Source organism: Pseudomonas protegens, from assembly GCF_003732485.1.
Classification (GTDB): Bacteria; Pseudomonadota; Gammaproteobacteria; order Pseudomonadales; family Pseudomonadaceae; genus Aquipseudomonas; species Aquipseudomonas protegens_B.
This window is the reverse complement of sequence record NZ_MOAK01000053.1, coordinates 69,262-91,279: the sequence shown is the minus strand read 5'-3', so window position 1 is coordinate 91,279 and position 22,018 is coordinate 69,262. Positions and strand designations below refer to the sequence as shown.

The following is a 22,018-nucleotide window of genomic DNA, read 5'->3' as shown; positions in this document are numbered from 1 at the left end:
GCAGATCAAGGGTTTCGACCCGACCCACGTGACCACCAAGTCCCTGGGAGGCATGAGTACCTTCCTCAAGAACAACGGCCTGATTTCTGACGTCACCGCGCTGAACCTGATCAACGCCGGCGACAAGTTCGACCGTTTCGGCATTCCGAAGAATCCGGATGAGCCGTTCAATGCTCTTGAGTACTTCGCGATGAAGCTCGATGACATCCAGACCAACAACATCAAGGGCAACAAGTACGCCAACTACCTGGTGCCCGAGTACAAGAAGGCCATCTACGTCCTGCAGAGCCTGCAGAGCTATGGCAGGGGCAACGGCACTACGGTGACCGACAAGAACGTTTCCGCCAAGGCCTGACCCACCAGCGACGCGCGCTCCCTTGTCGAGCCCGCGCCGCATTTCTTGCGTCAGCGATCCAGCAGCGCCATCACCTCCTCGGTGTACCGGGGACCGGCGGTGGTCTGCGGGCTGAAGATACCCTCCAGCGAAGCCAGTTCCCCAGCACTCAGGCGGATCTGCAGCGCCGCCACGTTTTCCTCCAGATAGCGCCGTTGCTTGGTTCCGGGAATCGGGATCAGGTAGTCGCCCTGAGCCAGTACCCAGGCCAGGGCCAGTTGCCCGGCACTGACTTGTTTGTCCGCCGCCAGTTGCTGCACCTGCGCCACCAGTTGCAGGTTGCGCTGGAAATTTTCGCCTTGGAAACGTGGGTTGGAGCGCCGGAAATCATCGGCGGCAAAGTCGTCAGGGCTTTTCAGGGCACCGGTCAGAAAACCGCGACCCAGAGGGCTGTAGGGGACAAAGGCGATCCCCAGGCGCTGACAGGCGGCCAGGCAGCCGTTGTCTTCCTGGTCCCGGCTCCACAGCGAGTATTCACTTTGCAGGGCGCTGATGGGGTGCACCTTGTGGGCGCGCTCCAGGGTGCTTGCCGACGCTTCGCTCAAGCCCAGGTAGCGCACCTTGCCGGCCTTGACCAGCTCCGCCATGGCGCCGACGGTCTCTTCGATGGCCACGTCTGGGTCGACCCGATGCAGGTAATACAGATCCAGGGTGTCCACGCCCAGGCGTCGCAGGCTACCGTCGATGGACGCACGCACGTATTCGGGACGGCCGTTGACGCCGCGGGCCGCTGCGTCGCCCGGATCGCGGACGATGCCGAACTTGCTGGCCAGGAACACCTGCTGGCGTTTGCCGCGAATCGCCTGACCGATCAATTCCTCGTTGCTGTGGGGGCCGTACATATCGGCGGTGTCCAGCAGGTTGATTCCCAGCTCCAGGGCTCGGTGCAGGGTGGCAATGGCCTCCTTGGGATCGCTGCCGGTGGTGTAGAAATCGCTCATGCCCATGCAGCCCAGGCCAATAGCGGAAACCTGCGGACCCTGATGGCCAAGTTGTCGAGTGTGCATCGCTCAATACTCCGATGAGTGGGAAAGAGCGCTTAGTGTGCTACTCGACAAAAATCGTATAAACAGGCTAAAAGCGCTATAACTATTATCATTATCTAAATAATCGCGAGCCTGTTTCATGGACCGTTTCAACGCCATGCGCGTCTTTACCCGGATTGTCGAGCTGGGCGGCTTTGCCAGGGCCGCCGAGGATCTGCACATGCCTGCGGCCTCGGTCACCATCCTGATCAAGCAGCTGGAAGCTCACCTGGGCGTGCAGCTCTTGCACCGTACCACCCGCCAGGTCAGCCCCACCCTGGACGGCGCCGCCTATTACCAGCGCTGTGTGCGCCTGCTGGCGGACCTGGAGGAGGCCGAAGCGGCATTCTCGGTGACCCGGCACAACCCTCGGGGGCTCTTGCGCATCGATATGCCGGTGGGTATCGGTCGGCTGATCGTGATTCCCGCATTGCCGGAGTTCTCTGCCCGCTACCCGCTGATCGAACTGGAGATCGGCCTCAATGACCGCCCCGTGGATCTGATCCGTGAGGGCGTGGATTGCGCCCTGCGGGCCGGACCGGCCCTGGATGACAGCCTGGTGGCCCGGCCGCTGGTGCAGTTGCAGCAAGTGACGTGTGCCAGCCCCGGCTACTTGCAGCAGCGGGGAACGCCCCAGTCGCCGGCAGACCTGGAAGGGCATCGGATGGTGGAGTATTTCTCCAGCGTCAGCGGCAAGCGTTATGGACTGGAGTTCTACATCGATGGCCAGTTGCGCCCGATGGAGTTGCCCAAGCAGGTGGCGGTCAACAGTGCCGACGGCTACCTGGCGGCCTGCGAAGCCGGTTACGGACTGGTGCAGACGCCGTATTACAACGCTGCCCGACAGTTGCGGGCCGGGGTCTTGCGAGAGGTCCTGGAGGATTTTCCGGTGCCGTCGCTGCCGCTGACCGCGATGTATCCGCCCCAGCGTCATCTGTCCACCCGGGTCCGGGTATTCGTCGACTGGTTGCTGGAGTTGTTCGCCCGCCCTGGCAATGGCACCTCGCGACCCTGAAGGTTTGTCACAAAGAGCAGAACGCCCGCAGCGGGGCGGGCGTTGGTTGGGGGAGTGGCAGATTCAGCGGGGCCGATGGACTGGCCGAATGACTCAGCGGTGGTAGTAGCCCGGGCCGCCGTCGTAGTAACGGTGATGCCCGCCATCGCGGGGCATGATGATGCAGCCTGACAGGGTCAGGATCGCCAGCAGGGGAATCAGCAGTGTGATTCGACGGAACATTTCTCAATCCTCAAAGGGCACAGGGAACTCGACAGGACGATGAAGGAGAAAAATCTCCTTCGCGCCTGTACCATGTGACCCCGATTTGCCCGGCCCATCCCCGAATCCGGGTATGTGCTTGGCATCGGCCTTGATACACAGCAGATACAATTTCAGCTTCAGGACCCGGCAATGACTCAGAAACAACGCTTGATCTATTCGATTCTGATTTCCCTGGTGGTACTGGGAATCATGCTTGGCCTTTCCTACCTGCAGAACCACGGCGTCATCAGCGAAAAGCTGTTCCAGTACATCGCCATTGGTGTGGCGGTGGTCGTGGTGGTGATCAATGGCGTGATGCGCCGCAAGGTCAAGCCCTGAGCCGTGGCTCGACCGTCTCAGGAGAGACCGTCGAGCACCGCTGCGGCCTGCTGGTGCAGGCTGTAGCTCTTGTCGGCATTGAGGGTCAGGACACCCTCGCTGCACAGGCGCTTCAAGACTTCCCTGACGCTTAGAAACGACAGCGGAATATCCAGTTCCAGCAGTTGACTGTGAACCCCCCGCACACCCAGAGAGCGCTCGCTCTGGGCTGCTGTGAGCAGGGCGTCGATGACTTTCAGGCGAATCAGGCTGGTGCGCAGGCCGAAGCTTTTCAGCAGGTGCTTGATTCGTTCATTGCTGTTGCGTTCGGCGTTCTTGCCGAAGACACCGGCGCCGGCATTCAGGGAAGGCGTGCTGTTCACGGTGATGCCGTCCATTGGCAGTTGCGGGTTGTACATGCAAAAACTCCTTATCAGAGCCTGATCAGGAAAAGAATGATGGATGCTCTAGTAACTAGACGAACGAGCACGGCAAATCATGAAGCCCGGGATGTAGAAAATTTGTCGGTATCAAGTCGCTGACCTGTCATCGGCAGGTCCGTGGTGACCTCCTGGGGGTAATTTTTTCTGCGGTCATTCGTCCATAGGGGCAGGCAGGCGTCGGTTGATCCGTGCGCGGCTGGATTCCCAGACTGGCGGCGTTGCCAAACCCTTCCTGCACACCAGTCCTGGTTCTGTATTTTTGCATCAGGAGTCGGCGTGATCATTTCCAGGCAGTTACCGCATTTTTGCCTTGCAGCCCTGTTTCTAAGTTTCAGTTGCGCTGCCCATGCACTGGCGCAGCCCGAACAGACCCGTGCCGAGATTCGCCGCACCAGCTTTGGTGTCCCGCATATCCGTGCCAGCGACGAGCGCGGCCTGGGTTATGGCATCGGTTACGCCTACGCCCAGGACAATCTGTGCCTGATGGCCAATGAAGTGCTGACAGTGAACGCCGAGCGGGCCAAGTACTTCGGTTCCGAGGCTCAGACTCTGGAGCAACGGGACAACCTCAGCAGCGATGTGTTTTTCAGTTGGCTGAATACACCCCAGGCGGTGGCCGGCTTCTGGCAGGCGCAGACCCCGGCGGTGCGCGAGCGCATGCAGGGTTATGTTGAGGGCTACAACCGCCAGTTGGCGGAGCGCCGGGTCCAGGGGCTGCCCGAGCAGTGCCAGGGCGACTGGGTACGGCCGCTGGCCACCTCGGACCTGGTAAAACTGACCCGGCGCCTGCTGGTGGAAGGCGGCGCCGGGCAGTTCGCCGAGGCTCTGGCGGGCGCCACGCCGCCGGGCGTCACGGCCCAGGCGGCACTGAGCGAGGGTCACTGGCAACTGGCGGCAGCCCGCCAGCAAGGTTTCGCCCTGGACCGGGGCAGCAATGCTGTAGCCATCGGCAGCGAGCGTTCGTTCAACGGTCGCGGCCTGCTGCTGGCCAACCCGCACTTTCCCTGGATCGGCGCCATGCGTTTCTATCAGATGCACCTGACCATTCCCGGCCAGTTGGATGTGATGGGGGCCGCCTTGCCGGGCCTGCCGTTGATCAACATAGGTTTCAACCAGCACCTGGCCTGGACCCACACAGTGGATGCGTCCAAGCATTTCACTCTGTACCGCCTGCAATTGGACCCCAAGGACCCGACCCGCTATCTGCTGGACGGCCGCTCGCAACCCCTGGAGCGCCAGACCGTGACGGTGCAGGTCAAAGGCGAGGATGGCCAGTTGCACAGTCAGTCGCGGACCCTCTACAGCTCGGTCTTCGGCCCGGTGGTGCAGTGGCCCGGGGAACTGGAATGGGACCGCGAACATGCCTACAGCCTGCGTGATGCCAACCTCGACAACACCCGGGTGCTGGCCCAGTGGTATGCGATGAACCAGGCCGGCAGCGTGACCGGCCTGCAAGACAGCGTGCATCAGTTGCAGGGCATTCCCTGGGTCAACACTCTGGCGGTGGACGACCAGGGCCGTGCGCTGTACATGAACCAGTCGGTGGTGCCCAACGTCACCCAGGCCAAGCTGGCCCAGTGCAGCGATCCACGAATCGGCACTCAGGTCATTGTCCTCGACGGCTCCCGCAGCAGCTGCGCCTGGGATATCGACCCGGCGGCGGCCCAGCCGGGTATCTTCGCCGCCGGCCAACTGCCGCAACTGGCCCGCAACGACTATTTGCAGCACGCCAATGACTCGGCCTGGATGGTCAACCCGGCGGCGCCGCTGCAGGGCTTCTCGCCAGTGATCAGCCAGCAGGACGTGCCCCTGAAGATGCGCGCGCGTTTCGCCCTGGATCGCTTGAGCCGGATGCCCAAGGCCCAGGTCAGCGATCTGCAGCATATGGTCACCGATGATCAGGTGTACCTGGCCGGTCAGGTGATGCCGGACCTGCTGCAATTCTGCGCGCAGGACCTGGGGTCCGACGCCCAGCGACTGGCCGCGCTGTGCGCCAGCCTCAAGTCCTGGGACCGCAGCGCCGGGCTGCAGACGGGCCTGGGCTTCGTGCACTTCCAGGGCATCATGCAGCCGCTGCTGCAGAACGCCGATATCTGGCGCGTCGTCTTCGACCCCAAGGACCCGCAGCACACGCCACGGGGCTTGGCCATCAGCCGTCCAGCAGTGGCCCAGGCCCTGCGTGAGGCGATGCTGGCCTCGGCGCAGCAAGTGGAGCAGGCCGGCCTGGGCGCCGATGTGCGCTGGGGCGATATTCAGCAGGTGAGCCAGGGTGGGCGGCCGACCCCGGTGCCTGGCGGCCCGGAAAGCCTGGGGGTATACAACGCTATCCAGAGCGTGCCGGGTGCCAACGGCAAGCGCGAGGTGGTGAGCGGCACCAGCTACCTGAATGTGGTCAGTTTCGACGAGCAGGGGCCGCGGGCCCTGGGACTGTTGGCGTTTTCCCTGTCCAGCGATCCGGCGTCGCCGCACTTTCGCGACCAGACCGAGGCCTTTGCCCGGAATCAGTGGAGTGTGCTGCCCTTTACCGAGGCGCAGATCCGCGCCGACGGCCAGTATCAGTCGCAACTGATCCAGGAGCCGCGCCAGGAGTCGCAGCCATTGGCCAGGTAATGGGTATCAGAGCTTGAAGTGAGTCGAGGCCGCCCCCGCAACGGGGCGGCCTTCAGCTTTTTGGCGGGGACTGAGGCAACGAGTTGATGACCGGGTTGCCTTCGCGATTGCGCGTCAGGTAGACCGGCAGCACCTTGGGCAGCGAAGTCAGCAGGCTCTTGATCTCCCGGGTGTTGTAGATGCCGCCGACGCGGATCTTGCCGGTCGCGTTGTCAGCCAACTGCACCGGGGTGTCCAGGTAGCGATTGATCAGCGGCAGGGCATCGTTGAGGGCCAGGTTGTCCAGCACCAGTTTGCCGTTGCGCCAGGCCAGTGAACTGTCGTTGCTGTAGGTCTGGCTGATCTGCGGCGCATAGTCGCCATCCTTGTAGTGGGCCTGCATGCCCGGCTCCAGGCGGAAACCTTCGCCGGGCACCGCGGTATTGCTGGTGACCAGCACCGAGCCCTGGAGCAGGGTGACCCGTACCTGATCCTCATACATCCACACGTTGAACTGGGTGCCGGTGACCTTGACCTGGCCCTGGGCCGCCTTGACCACGAACGGATGGCTGCTGTCGTGGCTGACCCTGAAGAACGCCTCACCCTTCTTCAGGGTGACCCGGCGCTGATCCTTGTAGTTGCTGTAGATCAGGCTACTGCCCAGGTTCAGTTCCACCTGGCTGCCGTCGGCCAGGGTCACGTTGCGCAGGCTGTCACCGGCTTCGAAACGTTCGTAGGACGACGGCAGCCAGCCCAGCTCCCAACCGCTGTAGGCGGCCAGGGGCAGGGCGCACAGAGCAACGGCCGCGGCCATGCCGTAATGCTGCCAGGTGCGACGGGGTACAAGCTTGACCGGAGCCGGCGCCAGTGTGGAGGGAGGCAGTTGATCGGCCACTTCCCATATCTCCCGCATCGCCTCGTATTCGAAAGCGTGCAGGGGGTCGGCATCATGCCATTGCTGAAAGGCCAGACGCTCCGCATCGCTGCAGTCGGTTTCATGCAGGCGCATGCACCATTGCGCCGCAGCTTGGGTAATGGCGTCGTATTCGGCTTCTGAGAGGATCTGTTCGCTCATTGACTCTTCCTGATTTCCCGCATTCTACCCTCCGCCGTAAGTCTTGTAGAACAGCCGTCATGGCTAATGCGTATCAAAGTGAACTTATTTTCATCTGCCACGCCCTAAAAACACGCTGTGTACCGAAAGTGTTTACTAATGGAGATGGAAAAAATGCTCAAACATACGCTCGCCGCACTGCTTGCCAGCAGCACCTTGCTCTGTGCCGGAGCCGCCCTGGCCGATCGCCCGGGGGCCGGCTGGATCACCATCGAAAAAGCCATTGAAACGGCCAAGAGCAAGGCCGGTTATGTGGAGATCTACAAGATCGAGGCCGACAACGGCGGTTACTGGGAAGGAGAAGGGCGCAAGTCTGACGGCAGTGTCTATGAGTTCCGGATTGATGGAGCCTCGGGCAATGTATTGCGGGATCAGAAAGACTGATCTTTTGCCCGCCTATCCGTTGCTGCGGTAACGGATAGGCCCCTCGAATACCTTCACCCCCTGTGCAACGGTGGCACCTTCCCTGCAAGCCAAGAGATCGGGTTGACAGGGCCAACAGTCGCCGTTGTTTAATCGCCGGGTCACACGCTGTCGCCCCCTCCAATAATTATTCTGGAGCTTCAGATGTCTGCATCGTCCCCGGTTGTTGAAACTCCCTGCCAATACCTCTCTCTACCCGCCCTGGTGCAGTTGCTGGAGACGATTTTCCTGCGCCATGGCTGTCGCGCCGAAGTGGCCCGCTGCCTGGCCGAGAACTGCGCCGCTGCCGAGCGCGACGGTGCCCAGAGTCATGGTGTGTTCCGTATTCCCGGTTATGTCTCGACCCTGGCCAGTGGCTGGGTCGATGGTCGGGCAGTGCCTGTGGTCGAGGACATTGCGGCGGCCTTTGTCCGGGTCGACGCCGGCAACGGCTTTGCCCAGCCGGCCCTGGCGGCCGCTCGCGAGCTGCTGGTGAGCAAGGCCCGCAACGCCGGGATCGCGGTGCTGGCGATCCGCAACTCGCACCATTTCGCCGCACTCTGGCCGGACGTCGAGCCTTTTGCCGAAGAGGGGCTAGTGGCTCTGAGCGTGGTCAACAGCATGACCTGTGTCGTACCTCACGGCGCCGACCGGCCGTTGTTCGGCACCAATCCGATTGCATTCGCCGCGCCCCAGGCCCAGGGCCAGCCGATCGTCTTCGATCTGGCCACCAGTGCCATTGCCCATGGCGATGTGCAGATCGCCGCGGGCAAGGGCGAGCGCTTGCCATTGGGCATTGGCGTCGACAGCCTGGGACAGCCGACCCAGGACCCCAAGGCGATTCTCGAAGGCGGCGCCTTGCTGCCGTTTGGCGGCCACAAGGGTTCGGCCTTCTCGATGATGGTGGAGTTGCTGGCCGCGGCGCTGACCGGAGGCAACTTTTCTTTCGAGTTCGACTGGTCCAACCATCCCGGGGCGAAGACGCCCTGGACCGGGCAGTTGCTGATCGTCATCGACCCGAGCAAGGCTGCCGGACAGAACTTCGCCGAGCGCAGCCAGGAGCTGGTGCGGCAGATGCACGCAGTGGGACTCAAGCGGTTGCCGGGGGATCGTCGGCATCAGCAGCGCGAGCGCTCGCTGCAAAAGGGAATCGCCATGGGCGTGGAGCAACTGCAGCAGCTGCGGGCGCTGGCGCACGACTGAAACGCAAAAAGGGCCAGGCCGCCACTGGCGCGCCTGGCCCTGGAACGAGTGGAGCGGTTACGAACGCCGGCCCAGCAACAGGCCTACCACCAGGCCAAAGCCGGCGGAGATGGCCACGGTCTGCCAGGGGTGGCCACCGATGTATTGCTCGGTGGCATCCACCACCGGCTTGCTGCGCTCGCGCACGTTGCTGACCGACTCCAGCGCCTGCTTGAGCTTGAGGCTCACTTGCTGGCGCAAGCTTTCACCTTCTTCGCCCACCAGGCTGGCGCTGCCCTTGAGCAGCTTTTCCGATTCTTCGATCAGCGCCTGCAGTTCGCTGAAGGCCTGGTCCTTGATTTGATCGCTTTCCGCTTGCGCGGCAGATTTACGAGCCATGAAGTTTTTCCTTGGAAATATCGCCGCTGGTGCAACGCCAGCCTCTGTTGCTGGGCCGATTGCTGCCTTTGCCAGCGGCTACAGGTGAATGGGTGGCAAGCAATGGAGTCCGGCGCGGGGACAAAAGTTGCAGCCATTTTGCGCCTTGCTCGTCACCCTTGAGTAAAACCGTCAGCCCCTAGAGTGTAAGATGGCGCCTATTTTACGCAGCAGGAATTTCCCATGAGTTTCAATCTGGCTAACAAGACCCTGGCCGAACGCGCCGCCATCGAGGACGAGAAGTCCCGTCTGTTCGACTTGTGGCAGAGCAACCTGGGCAAGGCCAAGAGCGAGGCCGCGCGGCTGTTCGGCGAGCGCGGCAAGCGCAAGGGCAAGTGGGCCGAGTGGGTTCGCGCGGAACTGGACGGCATGTCGCCGCCGGAGTACTCCAACATGGTGCGCAGTGAAGTCAATCGGCTGATGGCGGCGAACAAGTAATCGCGAAACTCTCGACAATCGCTTCACGCACCTTCACCAGCAGCGGGTCGATCTGCGGGCTGGTGCGCCAGCCCAGTTCGATCGGGTAGCGCGGTAGCGCCAGGGGGCAGGGCAGCAGTTGCAACCCGGTGAACTCGGCAATGCGCCGCGCGGCATGGGCAGGAATGGTCGCCACCGCCTGGCTGCCCTTGAGCAGAAAGGGCAGCGCGGCAAAATGCGTGGTCGAGGCGCAGACCTGGCGGCTGAGCCCCAGATTCGCCAATCCTTCATCGGTGATGCCGATAAACCCTTGTGACGACACCAGCAGGTGTTCGCGCCGAACGAACTCCTCAAGGTCGATCTGCCGTTGCCCGGGGGCCAGGCTGGCCGGGTCCGCCAAACACAGGTAGTCGCCTTCCCCCAGCACCTGCCGACTGAGCAGGCGCTCGGCAAAGCCTCCGGCGCTGATGGCCAGGTCGACGCTGCGCTGCAACAGCGCTTCGGCGACGATCTGGCTGTGGGTCTGGCGGAAGATCAGCCGCAACTTGGGCGCGCGGCGGGCCACGGCTTCAATCAGGCGCCGACCGTAGGCAATCTCGAAATCATCCGACAGGCCGACCGTTACCGAGCGTCCCTGATAGTCGGCGCTGTCCGGGGCAACCATGGCCAGGCTCTGGCGACATTTGTTCAGCGCCTCAGTGACCACCGGCTTCAATTGATTGGCCTTGAGGGTCGGCGCCAGGCCGCGGCCGGTGCGGACGAACAATTGATCGCCATACAACTCGCGCAGGCGGCGCAGGGCTGCACTCATGGCCGATTGGGTCACTCCCAGGCGCAGGGCGGCGCGGCTGGCACTGGACTCGTCATGCAGGGCTTCGAAGGCCTTGAGCAGGTTGAGGTCGACGCTGGCGATATTCATCTGGTTCATATCATTAAGCACTGGGTTGGGGTTTATCGATGATCAGCGGCGGCAGGACAATGCGCAACACCTGATCGTTCGAGGAGTCATGTCATGCCCAAGTCCATCGTCGCCGCCCTGCAAATCGGTGCCTTGCCGGAAGGCAAGGCCGCCACCCTGGAGCAGATCCTCTCCTATGAGGGCGCCATCATCGAAGCGGGTGCGCAGTTGGTGGTGATGCCCGAAGCGCTGCTGGGGGGCTATCCCAAGGGCGAAGGCTTCGGCACCCAACTGGGTTACCGCCTGCCGGAGGGGCGCGAAGCCTTTGCCCGTTACTTTGCCAATGCCATTGATGTGCCCGGGGTCGAGACCGAAGCTCTGGCCGGTTTGTCGGCCCGAACCGGGGCCAATCTGGTGCTCGGGGTGATCGAGCGCAGTGGCAGCACCTTGTATTGCTCGGCGCTGTTTTTCGATCCGCAGCTGGGGCTGGTGGCCAAGCATCGCAAGTTGATGCCCACTGGCACCGAGCGCCTGATCTGGGGCCAGGGCGACGGCTCGACCCTACCGGTGCTGGACACCCAGGTGGGCCGGGTCGGCGCGGTGATCTGCTGGGAAAACATGATGCCGTTGCTGCGCACCGCGATGTACGCCCAGGGCATCGAAGTCTGGTGCGCGCCCACGGTGGACGAGCGCGAGATGTGGCAGGTGAGCATGCGTCACATCGCCCATGAAGGTCGTTGTTTCGTGGTCAGCGCCTGTCAGGTCCAGGCCTCGCCCCAGGAACTGGGGCTGGAGATTGCCAACTGGCCGGCAGAGCGCCCGCTGATCGCCGGTGGCAGCGTCATCGTGGGGCCCATGGGCGATGTATTGGCCGGGCCGCTGGTGGGGAGCGCCGGGCTGATCAGCGCCGAGATCGATACGGCTGACCTGGTGAAGGCCCGCTATGACTACGACGTGGTCGGCCACTATGCGCGTCCGGATGTGTTTGAACTGAGCGTGGACCAGCGCCCCCGATCCGGGGTGCGCTTTACCTGAGTCGCCGGGGTTGTTCAGCGTCGGCGGCGCCACTGTTCGCGGGTGATTTCCCAGATGTCCAGGGGGAAATGCCCGCCGACAAAGTCGCCGCTCTCGGAGCGGACCAGGCGCATGCCGCCACGTTCGGAGATTCGTCGCGAGCCCTGGTTCGGCGCAGCCTTGGGCACCCGCATCAGCGGTTTTTGCAGCACTTCGAACCAGAATTCGTCGACCACGGTGCAGGCTTCGCTCATGTAGCCCTGGCCTTGCCAGGGCGGGGCCAGCCAGAAGCCGCGGTTGTTGTCGGCTTCGTCCATCAGGCTGATGCTGCCGATCATTTGCTTAGGCTCGCTGCGCAAACGGATTGTCCAGTGCCATTCTGTGCCCCGGGCCATGGCCGGCAGGGCCATGTCCCGCAGGTAGCTCAGGGCGCCGTCGGCCGGGTAGGGCCAGGGCACCACGGCATTGAGGTAGCGCACCACTTCCCACTGCGGGAACAGCTGCTGGATGGCCTCGGCGTCCGCCAGTTCCAGGGGGCGCAGCAGCAGGCGTTCGGTGTGCAGGGTGGGAACAGGGTCGATCATGAGCGGGACTCCTTGTGGGCGTTGCCTAGCCTCAGTCGCTGGCTGAGAAAGTCGACGAAGACCCGCAATTTTGGCAGCAAGTGCCGGCTGCTGGGCCAGAGAATGGAGAACTTGCCGCGCTCTTGCTGATAGTCGTCCAGCACCGAGATCAGACTGCCGTCGGCCAGGGCGCCGCAGACCACGAATTCGGGCACGTAGGCGATGCCCAGGCCCTGGCTTGCGGCGTGGATCAACGACTCCAGGTTGTTGCTGGTCAGGGCGCTGCCCAGTACCAGCGGTGGCGCGCCGTCGGGCAGGCGCAGACTCCATGGCTGCAGCACGCTGCCGCCGGGGAACTTGTAGCGCAGGCAGGCGTGCCGCTCCAGGTCCTGGGGGGTGTGCGGGATGCCGCGCTGGGCAAAGTAGCCGGGGGCGCCGATCAGCACGAAGCCGAAGGGGCCGAGGCTCCTGGACTTGAGTTGGGAGTCTGGCAGCTCGCCGCTGCGGATCACCGCGTCGACGCCTTCGGCGATCACGTCGATCAGCCGGTCGTTGAAGTCCAGGTCCAGCTCGATGTCCGGATAGCGCGCGGCGAATTCCGGCAGGATCGGCAGCAGCATGCGATAGCCGATGGCGGGCAGGCTGACCCGCAGCCGGCCCCGGGGCTTGTCGCTGATCCGCGCCAGCTCGGCCTCGGCCTCCAGCACCTCGTCGACGATACGCTGGCCGCGCTCGTAGAACAGCGCGCCTTCGTCCGTCAGGCTCAGGCGCCGGGTGCTGCGATTGAGCAGGCGTACACCGAGTCGTTGCTCCAGGCGTGCCAGGGCCTTGCCCACCGCCGAGGCGGACAGCCCAAGACGCTCGCCGGCCGCCACCAGGCTGCCGCTCTGGACCACGCAGACAAACACCTGCAGGCCGTTAAGGTTGTCCATCGCTCACCTCGATTACAGCGATTTTGTCCGTAAAGAGCGGAAGAATGCCTGGTTTTTTGCCCATTGCGGCACACCTATCATGGATTTTTCTGCAAATCGCCCCGCTTGCCAGGGCTCAGAGGTGTGCGTGAATCCTGAACTCGAATTGTCCCTGGGACAGCCGGCCCGTGCCCGCGAACGGGCTTCCTATGGCGTACTGGCCGCGGTCTGTCTGGCGGCCTTGATGTTGCCTCTGACCTTTGTCGGCGTGGCGGTGGCGACGCCGGCCATTGGCCGCGAACTGGGGGGCAGCCCGCTGGCCCTGAGCTGGACCACCAATGCCTTCATGCTGACCTTTGGCAGTGTGCTGATGGCGGCCGGCACCCTGGCCGACGAGTACGGTCGCAAGCGGTTGTTCAGCCTGGGGGTGGCGCTGTTCGGCCTGAGCTCCCTGGCCCTGGTGTTCGTGCCGTCGCTGCTGTGGCTCAACCTGTTGCGCGGGGTCCAGGGGCTGGCAGGCGCCGCTGCCCTGGCCGGTGGCTCGGCCGCCCTGGCCCAGGCCTTCGAAGGACCGGCGCGAACCCGCGCCTTCAGCCTCCTGGGCACCACCTTCGGCGTCGGTCTGGCCTTTGGGCCGATCCTTGCCGGGGTGCTGATCGAGCACAGCGGCTGGCGCGGGATCTTTGTCTCCGGAGCGCTGATCGGCGGTCTGGCCCTGGGCTTTGGCGTGCCGCGCATGGAGGAATCCCGGGACCCCGAGGCCCGGGGCGTGGACTGGCCCGGCACCTTGAGTTTCACCCTGGCCCTGGTGCTGCTCACCTGGGGCATTCTGCTGGCGCCCCAGAGTGGTTGGGACAGCCCCTGGGTCCTGTTGTTGCTGGCCGGAGCGCTGCTGGCGCTGGGGCTGTTCATTGTTGTGGAGCGCCGGGCCTTTCGGCCGATGCTTGACCTGTCGCTGTTTCGCTACCCGCGCTTTGTCGGGGTGCAAGTGCTGCCCATCGCCACCTGCTACTGCTACGTGGTGCTGCTGATCCTGCTGCCGATCCGCTTTATCGGCGTCGAAGGCTACAGCGAGATCGACGCCGGAATCCTGATGATGGCCCTGTCGGCGCCGATGCTGGTGGTGCCCTTTGCCGCGGGCTGGCTCAACCGCTGGTTCAGCGCCGGCAACCTGTCGAGCCTGGGTTTGCTGGTGGCTGCCGGCGGGCTGTTCTGGCTCAGTCGGATCGAGCCGGGGCAGGCCGCGGTCGAGCGGGCCTGGCCATTGCTGGTGATCGGCCTGGGCAGCGGATTGCCCTGGGGCTTGATGGATGGGCTGTCGGTGAGTGTGGTGCCCAAGGAGCGGGCCGGCATGGCCAGTGGCATCTTCAGTACCACCCGGGTGGCGGGTGAGGGCATTGCCCTGGCCTTGGTGGTGGCGTTGCTGGCGGGGCTGTTGCAGCACGGCCTTGCAAGCCTGGCGCCGCCGGGGGAGTCGCTGCTGGCCGCGCGGCAGTTGGCCGGTGGCGATCTGGCGGCCAGTGCCGGGTCCTTGCCGACGTTGTCCCGGGAAGGGTTGCTGCACATCTACTCCCAGGCGTTCAGCCAGCTGTTGCAGGTGTTGATGGTCATCACCCTGCTGGCTGCCCTGGTGGTGAGGGTGGCGTTGCATGAGCCGCGCCACCCGCGTCGGGCCCGTGACTGATCAGCGGAACTCGAAGAACTCGTAGTGCAGGTTGCCTTCGGGAATCCTGTACTCGTTCATCAGCTCCCGTACCTGGGCCAGCAGGCCCTTGGGTCCGCAGAAGCTGATCTGGATCTGCTGCGGGTCGGTTTCCGTGGCTGTGCGCTTGAGGGTCTGGGCCAGGGAATCGGTGCCGCCGCTGTTGGCGACGAAGTCCACGCCACGGGCCTGGGCCATGCCTTGCAGGGTGTCGACGCTGGGAAAGGCCCGGGACGGGTTGTAGCAGTACACCAGGGTCGCCTTGTCGAACTGCCCGGCGGCCGAATCCTGCAGCCAGGAAATGAACGGGGAGATGCCCACTCCGCCGCCGATCCAGATTTCCCGAGCCGCTTCCCGAGGCCGCTTGAAGCGACCATAAGGCGCGTAGAGGTCAGCGCGCATGCCGGGTTGCACCTGCTTGCGCAGCCGTTGGGTGTAGTCGCCGAGGGCGCGGATCACGAACTCGATGCGCCCGTCTTCGGTCTGGGCGCTGGCGATGGTGAAGGGGTGCGGCTCGCGCAGGCCCTTTTCCTGCATCGACAAAAAGGCGAACTGTCCGGCCTTGAACGGAAAGCCCCGACCCAGGGGCCGCAGTTCCAGGTGCAGGGAGTTCTTCTCCACCTTGACCGCGCTCACCTGGTACTCGCCGACCTTGGCCACGAAAGGGTAGAGCAGCAGCTTGTACAGGGCCCCGAGCACCCCGAGGATGCACAGCGCGCCGAGCCAGAGACCCGAGGGCGAGTCCAGGGTGATGGGCGACTTGAAGCTCAGCCAGTGCAGGATGACGATCAGAAACAGCGGGCCGGACAGCTTGTGCCACCAGCGCCACTGGCTGTAGGGAATGTTGCGGTTCAGCGCCAGGAGCACGATCAGGCCCAGGGCCACATAGCTCAGTTGACGCACCAGACGTGTCCAGTACTTCGACAGTTCGAGGATCGGCACGCTGTTCCATTCTTCCAGGTTGGCCTTGAACACCAGGTGATAGCTGGCGAACGCCAGGGCCCAGATGCCCAGCCATTTATGCACCTCGTAGACCCGGTCGAGGCCGCCGCACAGGCGCTCGACAAAGCCCCAGCGGGCAGCCAGCAGACAGGACAGGGCCATGTAGGCCAGGGCGGCGCTGCCCAGGATCATGCTCAGGGTGGCGGAGGTCAGCCAGGTGGAGGAAGGAATCTCCAGCAGGAGGGTGAAGGTGGTGATCAGCAGGACACCGACAATCGTGTGCCAGGTTTTCAAGGGTGCATGACTCCGCTCAGGAAATGCCGTCATGGCGTGAACATCGACTGCCGCAAAGGGCCCCTTTGCAACGGGTGGGGGCTGCCAAAGGGAGCGATGCATGGAGTGGTGTGGCGCTGGGATTAAGCTGAATATGACAGGTTTTTTGCGCGTGACCGGATGCCATTCTAGCGCTTTAACCTTAATTCAAGCTGATTCTGGTCATCGATTCGGTGTTTTATGATTGCTGGAAATGATCGAATCTCAATTGCATTTCGATTTCATGTACACGGCGTTGGTACGGCTGCCGGGTAGGAGCCGGCTTGCCGGCGAAGGGGCCCTCAAGACCTGTGCAGGGCCTGGATTGTTTTCGCCGGATGGCGTAGGCCCGGCGAGCGCCTGCGACGTGGCGGCGGATTTGCACTCGGGTGTGCTGCGCAGGCCCTGGCGCGCGTCTAGCAGCCATAGCCCCGCAGCCGTATCGGGGCCCGTGATGATGAGCCCGACCATGCAAGCCCTGTTGAACCAGATCCTCGATGAAGTCCGCCCCCTGATCGGCCAAGGCCAGGTCGCCAACTACATTCCCGCCCTGGCCGATGTGCCGGCTAACCAATTGGGGATTGCCGTGTATGGCAACGACGGCCAGGTGTTCAGCGCCGGTGACGCCGATACACCGTTCTCGGTGCAGAGTATTTCCAAGGTCTTCAGTCTGGTGCAGGCCATCGGCCATTCCGGCGAGGCGATCTGGGAACGCCTGGGTCATGAGCCTTCGGGGCAGCCGTTCAACTCCCTGGTGCAGCTGGAGTTCGAACGTGGTCGGCCACGCAACCCCTTTATCAACGCCGGGGCCCTGGTGATCTGCGACATCAACCAGTCGCGGTTCGCCGCGCCGGCCTTGTCCATGCGCGACTTTGTCCGGCGCCTGTCGGGCAACAGCCAGGTGATGGTGGATGGCCGGGTGGCCGATTCGGAATACCAGCACCGTGCGCGGAATGCGGCCATGGCCTACCTGATGCAGTCCTTCGGCAACTTCCATAACGATGTGGAGGCGGTGCTGCGCAGTTATTTCAGTCACTGCGCCTTGCGCATGAGCTGCGTCGATCTGGCCCGGGCGTTCTGTTTCCTGGCCAACGACGGTTTCTGCAAGCACAGCGGTGAACAGATCCTCACCCGGCGCCAGACTCAGCAGGTCAACTCGATCATGGCCACCAGTGGCCTGTACGACGAAGCCGGCAATTTCGCCTATCGGGTCGGCTTGCCGGGCAAGAGTGGTGTAGGCGGGGGGATTGTCGCGGTGGTGCCGGGGCAGTTCACGGTGTGCGTGTGGTCACCGGAACTCAACAGCGCCGGCAACTCCCTGGTGGGCATGGCGGCCCTGGAATTGCTCAGCCAACGCATCGGCTGGTCAGTGTTCTAGGACTTACCAGGCGCCCGGGTTGCTCAGGCTGATCTGCCCGCGATCGATGAAACGCTGGGTGCCGAACAGGCCCCCGGCCAGCTTGCCTCGCAGTACATAGGGCAGGTTGTCCAAGGTCTGGGTCTGGCTCAGGCCCAGGGTCTGGCGCAGGACGGAAAACGCCGAGACGCTCACCGGAATCACCAGGATGTCCTCCGAGTAACGGCCGATATGCCCGCGCTGGTCGCTGACCCCGGACGCCAGCGGGCGGCCGTTGACTTCCAGGTCCAGGGCGATGCCGTTGTAGTCGATGGCGTTTTCGTTGGGATTCTGCAGGCGCAGTTTCACCGCGAAGCGCATTTCCAGTTCCTGGCTGGGCAGCGGCTCGATGCCCACCACGTTGATCGCCAACGGATCGCGGTTGGGCAGCAGGGCACAGGCGCTGAGGCTGAGCAGTACCAGGGTCAGGGCGATGAATTTGCGCATGGAGCACCTGCTTGCAAAAAAGGGCGGGGTGGACGACGGGCGCCGCGCACGCAGCATAGACGCCCGCCAGCCTCAGGAGTTCGCTTTGCCGCTCATGTCCGGGTCTTGCATGACCTTGAGGGTCGCCGCTTCGGGGTCGAATTCATCCTCTTCCAGCTCGAGGAATTCTTCCGGCAGGAAAATGTTGAGGAAGATCGCGCAGAAGGCGCCCACGGTGATCGGCGACTCGAAGATGTTGTGCAGCGCCTTGGGCAGCTCGCGCAGCACTTCCGGCACCGCTGCCACCCCCAGGCCCATGCCCAGGGAAATGGCCACGATCAGCACGTTGCGCCGATGCAGTCCGGCTTCGGCGAGGATCTTGATCCCGGCCACGGCCACGGTGCCGAACATGATCAGGGTGGCACCGCCCAGCACCGGCTTGGGCATCAGTTGCAGCACCGCGCCGATCACCGGGAACAGCCCCAGCAACACCAGGAGCCCGGCAATGAAGTAGGCCACGTAGCGGCTGGCGACGCCGGTCAACTGGATCACGCCGTTGTTCTGGGCAAAGGTCACCATCGGCAGGCTGTTGAACACCGCCGCCACCGCCGAGTTGAAACCGTCCGCCAGCAGCCCGGACTTGATGCGCTTGATGTACAGCGGGCCTTTCACCGGCTGCTGGGAAATCATCGAATTGGCGGTCAGATCGCCGGCCGCTTCCAGGGGCGAAATCAGGAAGATCACCGCCAGGGGAATAAAGGCGATCAGGTCGAAGGAAAAACCGTACTTGAACGGCACCGGCACGCTCACCAGCGGCACCTCGGGCATGGCCGCCATGTCCACCCGGCCCAGCAGCCAGGCCACCACGAAGCCCAGGGTCAGGCCGATGACGATCGAGCCCAGGCGCAGCATCGGGTGGTTGAAGCGGTTGAGCACGACGATGGTCAGCAGCACCAGGGCCGCCAGCCCCAGGTTGCTCGCCGCGCCCAGGTCGCTGGCGCCGTAGCCGCCGGCCATGTCGGTGACCGCCACCTTGATCAGCGACAGGCCCATCAGGGTGATGATGGTGCCGGTGACCACCGGGGTGATCAGCTTGCGCAGCTTGCCGATGAACTGGCTGAGGAACATCTCGATAAAGGCGGCGACAAAGCAGATGCCGAAGATGGTGGAGAGGATCTCATCGGTGCTACCGCCACGGCCCTTGACCATGAAGCCGGCGCTGAGCAGCACGCTGATAAAGGAGAAGCTGGTGCCCTGCACGCACAGCAGGCCGGAACCGATGGGCCCCAGGCGCCGGGCCTGGACGAAGGTGCCCAGGCCGGAGACGAACAGCGCCATGCTGATCAGGTAGGGCAGTTCGCTCTCAAGCCCCAGCACGCCGCCGAAGATCAGGGTCGGGCTGATGATGCCGACAAAGCTGGCCAGTACATGTTGCAGGGCGGCGAAGATCGCTGCGCTGAAATGCGGGCGGTCATTGAGGCCGTAGATCAGGTCGGACTTGTAGCGGGGAGGGGAACGATCAGGTGCGGTCATGGGAGAAGGCCTGCCAGTGGCGTGCGAATACTGCAAGGCGCACGCCGGAATGTGGACGGGACTTGGGCCGCAACGTCATGTCATCGGACAAGACTTGCGCACCCGGTCAGAAAAAAGGAGGCGCAGGATGCCAGAAAGGTACCGCTGTCAGAAGGGCAAACAGGCGGAAAAGCGCAACTTTGCAGGGATACGAAAGATACTGTTTCTCATTTGCCGTTGTGGAATAATCCGCCTCCCCGATTTGCGGACCTTCCCTCGATGCTGCCCATACCCAGCCTGCTGCGCAGCTTTCAAGAGCACTACGACGACTTGCTGAGGTTTCTCACCCGGCGCATGAGCGATCGCCAACGGGCGGCGGACGTGGCCCAGGAGACCTACCTCAAGCTGCTCAAGGTCGACCAGCAGACAGTGGAGGTGCAGAACGATCGCCGTTTCATTTTCCGCGTTGCCGGCAACCTGGCCATCGATACCCTGCGCCGCGAGCAGCGCCTGGCGGCCAATCTCAGCGACACCCAGGAACACCATGAAGTGGTGGACCCGGCACCGGCGCCGGAAGCGGTGCTGCTGGCCAAGGAGCGCCTGGCGGTGCTCGACGAGGCCCTGGCGCAACTCTCGGAGAATGCCCGCCAGGCCTTGTTGCTCAATCGCCTGGAAGGCCTGACCCAGGCGCAGATTGCGTTACGGCTGGGCGTTTCCGAAAGCATGGTGGCAAAATACATCGGCCAGGCCCTGCGCCATTGCCGTGACTGGCTGCAACAGCATCATGAGTGATTCCCCCTTGCCAGCCGCCGACACCCCCATGACCGAACACCCCGAAAGCCTTGAAGACGCCGCGATCGAATGGCTGGTGTTGCTGCATTCCGGCAACGCCACGGCGGCCCAGCGCATGGCCTATCAGCAATGGCGCCAGACCAGCCCGGCCCACGCGGCGGCAGCGCAAGAGGCGCAGCAGCTGTGGGGCGACCTGGGCCAGACCCAGGCCGCCGAACAGCATCGGGCGGCGAGGGCCCCCCGTTCCTGGCGTGGGTGGCCGGCGCTGGCGGCGTCCCTGGTACTGGCCGTGGCCGGCGGCGTCGGCTGGTTGCAGTGGCCGGCCCTGACCTCGGACTACCACACCGCTGTCGGCCAACAACAGAACATCACCCTGGCGGACGGTTCCAGGGTCACGCTCAATAGCGGCAGCGCATTGTCGGTGGCTTACTCGGCGAGTGAGCGCCGGGTCACCCTGCAAGCTGGCGAGGCGCTGTTCGAGCCCGTTGCCGACCCGCAACGGCCGTTTGTGGTGCAGGCCGACGCCCAGTCTCTGCACAGTGCCGCCAGCGCCTTCAGCCTGCGCCGCGACGGCAGCCGGTTGACGGTGGTAGTGCGTGAAGGCCAGGTGCAGTTCACCGGCGATCATGCGCCGGTGCTGCTCCAGGCCGATCAGCGTCTGCAGTATCAATCCGGTCAGCCGCTGCTGGCCCAGCAAGCCGTGGACGCTGCCAGTCTCACCGCCTGGCAGCGGGGCAAGCTGATCTTCAACGGTCGCCCCCTGGGGGAGGTGATTGGCGAGCTGGAGCGTTATCAGCACGGGCGCATTCTGATCTCCGATAGCCAGCTGGCGGCCCTGGCCATCAGCGGTGTGTTCGATCTGCACGACCCGCAGGGTTCGCTGCAGGCCTTGCAGCAGCGCTATCCGCTGCAGGTTACCTACCTGCCGTGGCTGGCGGTTTTGCACTGAGTCGATTTTTTTTGCTTGGGGCACTGCAAGTTCTTTCCCGGCCAATCGTCGTAGTGAGACTGAGAAGACAATCATTCTCATTGACGTCATTTCAACGGGCTGGGAAGGAACACGTGAAAGCTATGTTCAAGCTGTCGATACTGGGGCGCGGTCAACACCTCATGCGCCGCACATTACTGGCCCAGGTGCTGTTCGCCGGCGCCATGAGCCCACTGCTGGCCCAGGCGCAGGACGCCAGCTCTGCCAGCCAGGGCAGCAGCACCCAGGAGCGCCGGGTGGCGCTCAAGCTGGCGGCCCAGTCCCTGGATCAGGCGCTGACCCGTTTTGCCGATCAGGCCGATCTGCGCCTGCTGTACACCACCGCTGATGTGGACGGCCTGCAAGCGCCGGCCCTGAACGGCGAGGTCACGGTGGCCCAGGCCCTGCAGACGCTGCTGGCCGGCAGCGGCATGAGTTGGTCCTTCAGCGATTCGCGCACGGTGATCCTGCGTCGCGCCGCGGCGCCGGCCGCCAGCCTCAACCTCAAGCCGACCCAGGTCAGCGTGGCGTCGCGCACCAGCACCGCCATCAGTGAGATCCCCGGCACAGTGTGGGTGGTGGAGCAGAGCCAGCTGCGTGAGCAACTGAGTACCGGAGTCAGCCTCAAGGAAGCCATTGGCAAGCTGGTGCCGGGCCTCGACCTGGCCCCTGAAGGGCGCACCAACTATGGCCAGAACATGCGCGGGCGCAACGTCCTGGTGATGATCGACGGGGTCAGCCAGAACAGTTCCCGGGGCCTGTCCCGGCAGTTCGACAGCATTTCGCCGTTCAACGTCGAGCGCGTCGAAGTGTTGTCCGGGGCCAGCGCCATCTACGGCGGCGGCGCCACCGGCGGCATCATCAATATCGTCACCAAGAAAGGCGAACCGGGCCCGGCGCGGTTCGAGACCCAGCTGGGGGCCAGCAGTGGCTTCAACAACAGCGACGACCTGAGCACCCGCATCGCCCAGTCGGTGAGCGGCGGCAACGAAGTCATCAGCGG

At 63.9% G+C, this 22,018-nt stretch carries 24 protein-coding genes; 13 read left to right on the top strand and 11 right to left on the bottom strand.

The genetic code is table 11. The features are described 5' to 3' along the window. On the top strand, window positions 1–355 hold a 355-nt coding region (locus BLX41_RS13575; RefSeq protein ID WP_259744863.1), incomplete at its 5' end, for a hypothetical protein. Between the two features lie 50 nt (window positions 356–405). Here BLX41_RS13575 and BLX41_RS13570 read toward each other — a convergent pair. Beyond that, window positions 406–1,401, bottom strand: coding sequence for an aldo/keto reductase (locus BLX41_RS13570; protein WP_123725300.1), 996 nt, complete (start codon window positions 1,399–1,401; stop codon window positions 406–408). A 118-nt stretch (window positions 1,402–1,519) separates the two neighbouring features. Here BLX41_RS13570 and BLX41_RS13565 point away from each other — a divergent pair, with 118 nt between their 5' ends. Further along, on the top strand, window positions 1,520–2,434 hold the full coding sequence (locus BLX41_RS13565; RefSeq protein ID WP_123725299.1) for a LysR family transcriptional regulator: 915 nt from the start codon (window positions 1,520–1,522) through the stop codon (window positions 2,432–2,434). Between the two features lie 93 nt (window positions 2,435–2,527). Here the strand turns inward: BLX41_RS13565 and BLX41_RS35300 are convergent, their stop codons facing one another. After that, window positions 2,528–2,656, bottom strand: a complete 129-nt coding sequence (locus tag BLX41_RS35300) for a hypothetical protein (protein WP_256596732.1) — start codon at window positions 2,654–2,656, stop codon at window positions 2,528–2,530. Window positions 2,657–2,827: 171 nt separating this feature from the next. On the opposite strand from BLX41_RS35300, the gene BLX41_RS13560 reads away from it, so the two are divergent. Beyond that, window positions 2,828–3,016, top strand: a complete 189-nt coding sequence (locus BLX41_RS13560; protein ID WP_123725298.1) for a hypothetical protein — start codon at window positions 2,828–2,830, stop codon at window positions 3,014–3,016. A 17-nt stretch (window positions 3,017–3,033) separates the two neighbouring features. On the opposite strand, the gene BLX41_RS13555 is transcribed toward BLX41_RS13560, so the two are convergent. Continuing rightward, complete coding sequence (locus BLX41_RS13555) at window positions 3,034–3,414, bottom strand: fe2+ zn2+ uptake regulation protein (RefSeq protein ID WP_123725297.1); 381 nt, start codon at window positions 3,412–3,414, stop codon at window positions 3,034–3,036. 300 nt (window positions 3,415–3,714) lie between these two features. Between BLX41_RS13555 and pvdQ the strand changes: the two genes are divergently transcribed. Next, window positions 3,715–6,048 carry a bifunctional acylase PvdQ gene (gene pvdQ, locus BLX41_RS13550; protein WP_123725296.1) on the top strand — a complete coding sequence of 778 codons (2,334 nt, stop codon included), beginning with the start codon at window positions 3,715–3,717 and terminating at the stop codon, window positions 6,046–6,048. Window positions 6,049–6,100: 52 nt separating this feature from the next. On the opposite strand, the gene BLX41_RS13545 is transcribed toward pvdQ, so the two are convergent. Continuing rightward, a complete protein-coding gene (locus BLX41_RS13545) occupies window positions 6,101–7,102 on the bottom strand; it encodes a FecR family protein (protein ID WP_123725295.1) in 1,002 nt (333 codons plus the stop codon). A 153-nt stretch (window positions 7,103–7,255) separates the two neighbouring features. Between BLX41_RS13545 and BLX41_RS13540 the strand changes: the two genes are divergently transcribed. Both BLX41_RS13540 and BLX41_RS13535 read left to right on the top strand, forming a co-directional pair. Further along, the gene (locus BLX41_RS13540) at window positions 7,256–7,525 is read left to right on the top strand and encodes a PepSY domain-containing protein (protein ID WP_123725294.1); all 270 of its coding nucleotides are present in this window, start codon (window positions 7,256–7,258) and stop codon (window positions 7,523–7,525) included. 183 nt (window positions 7,526–7,708) lie between these two features. After that, complete coding sequence (locus BLX41_RS13535) at window positions 7,709–8,746, top strand: Ldh family oxidoreductase (RefSeq protein WP_123725293.1); 1,038 nt, start codon at window positions 7,709–7,711, stop codon at window positions 8,744–8,746. A 57-nt stretch (window positions 8,747–8,803) separates the two neighbouring features. Here BLX41_RS13535 and BLX41_RS13530 read toward each other — a convergent pair whose 3' ends face one another. Then, complete coding sequence (locus tag BLX41_RS13530; protein ID WP_123725292.1) at window positions 8,804–9,124, bottom strand: ElaB/YgaM/YqjD family protein; 321 nt, start codon at window positions 9,122–9,124, stop codon at window positions 8,804–8,806. Window positions 9,125–9,346: 222 nt separating this feature from the next. On the opposite strand from BLX41_RS13530, the gene BLX41_RS13525 reads away from it, so the two are divergent. Beyond that, on the top strand, window positions 9,347–9,601 hold the full coding sequence (locus BLX41_RS13525) for a hypothetical protein (RefSeq protein ID WP_123725291.1): 255 nt from the start codon (window positions 9,347–9,349) through the stop codon (window positions 9,599–9,601). On the opposite strand, the gene BLX41_RS13520 is transcribed toward BLX41_RS13525, so the two are convergent. Continuing rightward, entirely contained in the window at window positions 9,573–10,508 is a 936-nt protein-coding gene (locus tag BLX41_RS13520) for a LysR family transcriptional regulator (RefSeq protein WP_123725290.1), read from the bottom strand. The two genes, BLX41_RS13525 and BLX41_RS13520, sit on opposite strands and share 29 nt — an antisense overlap. 84 nt (window positions 10,509–10,592) lie before the next feature. Here BLX41_RS13520 and BLX41_RS13515 point away from each other — a divergent pair, with 84 nt between their 5' ends. Further along, a complete protein-coding gene (locus BLX41_RS13515) occupies window positions 10,593–11,513 on the top strand; it encodes a carbon-nitrogen hydrolase family protein (protein ID WP_123725289.1) in 921 nt (306 codons plus the stop codon). 14 nt (window positions 11,514–11,527) lie between these two features. Here the strand turns inward: BLX41_RS13515 and BLX41_RS13510 are convergent, their stop codons facing one another. Beyond that, window positions 11,528–12,076: a GNAT family N-acetyltransferase gene (locus BLX41_RS13510; RefSeq protein ID WP_123725288.1), complete on the bottom strand. Its 549-nt coding sequence runs from the start codon at window positions 12,074–12,076 to the stop codon at window positions 11,528–11,530. Next, window positions 12,073–12,987 carry a LysR family transcriptional regulator gene (locus BLX41_RS13505; protein WP_123725287.1) on the bottom strand — a complete coding sequence of 305 codons (915 nt, stop codon included), beginning with the start codon at window positions 12,985–12,987 and terminating at the stop codon, window positions 12,073–12,075. The genes BLX41_RS13510 and BLX41_RS13505 overlap by 4 nt, the downstream gene beginning before the upstream one ends. Window positions 12,988–13,114: 127 nt before the next feature. On the opposite strand from BLX41_RS13505, the gene BLX41_RS13500 reads away from it, so the two are divergent. Continuing rightward, the gene (locus BLX41_RS13500; protein WP_123725286.1) at window positions 13,115–14,650 is read left to right on the top strand and encodes an MFS transporter; all 1,536 of its coding nucleotides are present in this window, start codon (window positions 13,115–13,117) and stop codon (window positions 14,648–14,650) included. Here BLX41_RS13500 and BLX41_RS13495 read toward each other — a convergent pair whose 3' ends face one another. Then, a complete protein-coding gene (locus BLX41_RS13495; protein ID WP_123725285.1) occupies window positions 14,651–15,904 on the bottom strand; it encodes a ferredoxin reductase family protein in 1,254 nt (417 codons plus the stop codon). A gap of 487 nt (window positions 15,905–16,391) precedes the next feature. Here BLX41_RS13495 and glsB point away from each other — a divergent pair, with 487 nt between their 5' ends. Further along, complete coding sequence (gene glsB / locus BLX41_RS13490) at window positions 16,392–17,300, top strand: glutaminase B (protein WP_102863474.1); 909 nt, start codon at window positions 16,392–16,394, stop codon at window positions 17,298–17,300. A gap of 3 nt (window positions 17,301–17,303) precedes the next feature. Here glsB and BLX41_RS13485 read toward each other — a convergent pair whose 3' ends face one another. Continuing rightward, window positions 17,304–17,765 (bottom strand): LEA/WHy family protein, encoded by a 462-nt coding sequence (locus BLX41_RS13485; protein ID WP_123725284.1) that lies wholly within the window; start codon window positions 17,763–17,765, stop codon window positions 17,304–17,306. Window positions 17,766–17,837: 72 nt separating this feature from the next. Then, window positions 17,838–19,277 carry a nucleobase:cation symporter-2 family protein gene (locus BLX41_RS13480; protein ID WP_123725283.1) on the bottom strand — a complete coding sequence of 480 codons (1,440 nt, stop codon included), beginning with the start codon at window positions 19,275–19,277 and terminating at the stop codon, window positions 17,838–17,840. A gap of 258 nt (window positions 19,278–19,535) precedes the next feature. Here BLX41_RS13480 and BLX41_RS13475 point away from each other — a divergent pair, with 258 nt between their 5' ends. From BLX41_RS13475 to BLX41_RS35295, 3 genes are all read left to right on the top strand, one after another. Continuing rightward, window positions 19,536–20,048 (top strand): RNA polymerase sigma factor, encoded by a 513-nt coding sequence (locus BLX41_RS13475; RefSeq protein ID WP_123725282.1) that lies wholly within the window; start codon window positions 19,536–19,538, stop codon window positions 20,046–20,048. Beyond that, complete coding sequence (locus BLX41_RS13470) at window positions 20,041–20,997, top strand: FecR family protein (protein WP_123725281.1); 957 nt, start codon at window positions 20,041–20,043, stop codon at window positions 20,995–20,997. Before BLX41_RS13475 ends, BLX41_RS13470 begins: the two co-directional genes overlap by 8 nt. A 122-nt stretch (window positions 20,998–21,119) precedes the next feature. Beyond that, on the top strand, window positions 21,120–22,018 hold an 899-nt coding region (locus tag BLX41_RS35295; protein ID WP_404942770.1), incomplete at its 3' end, for a TonB-dependent receptor plug domain-containing protein.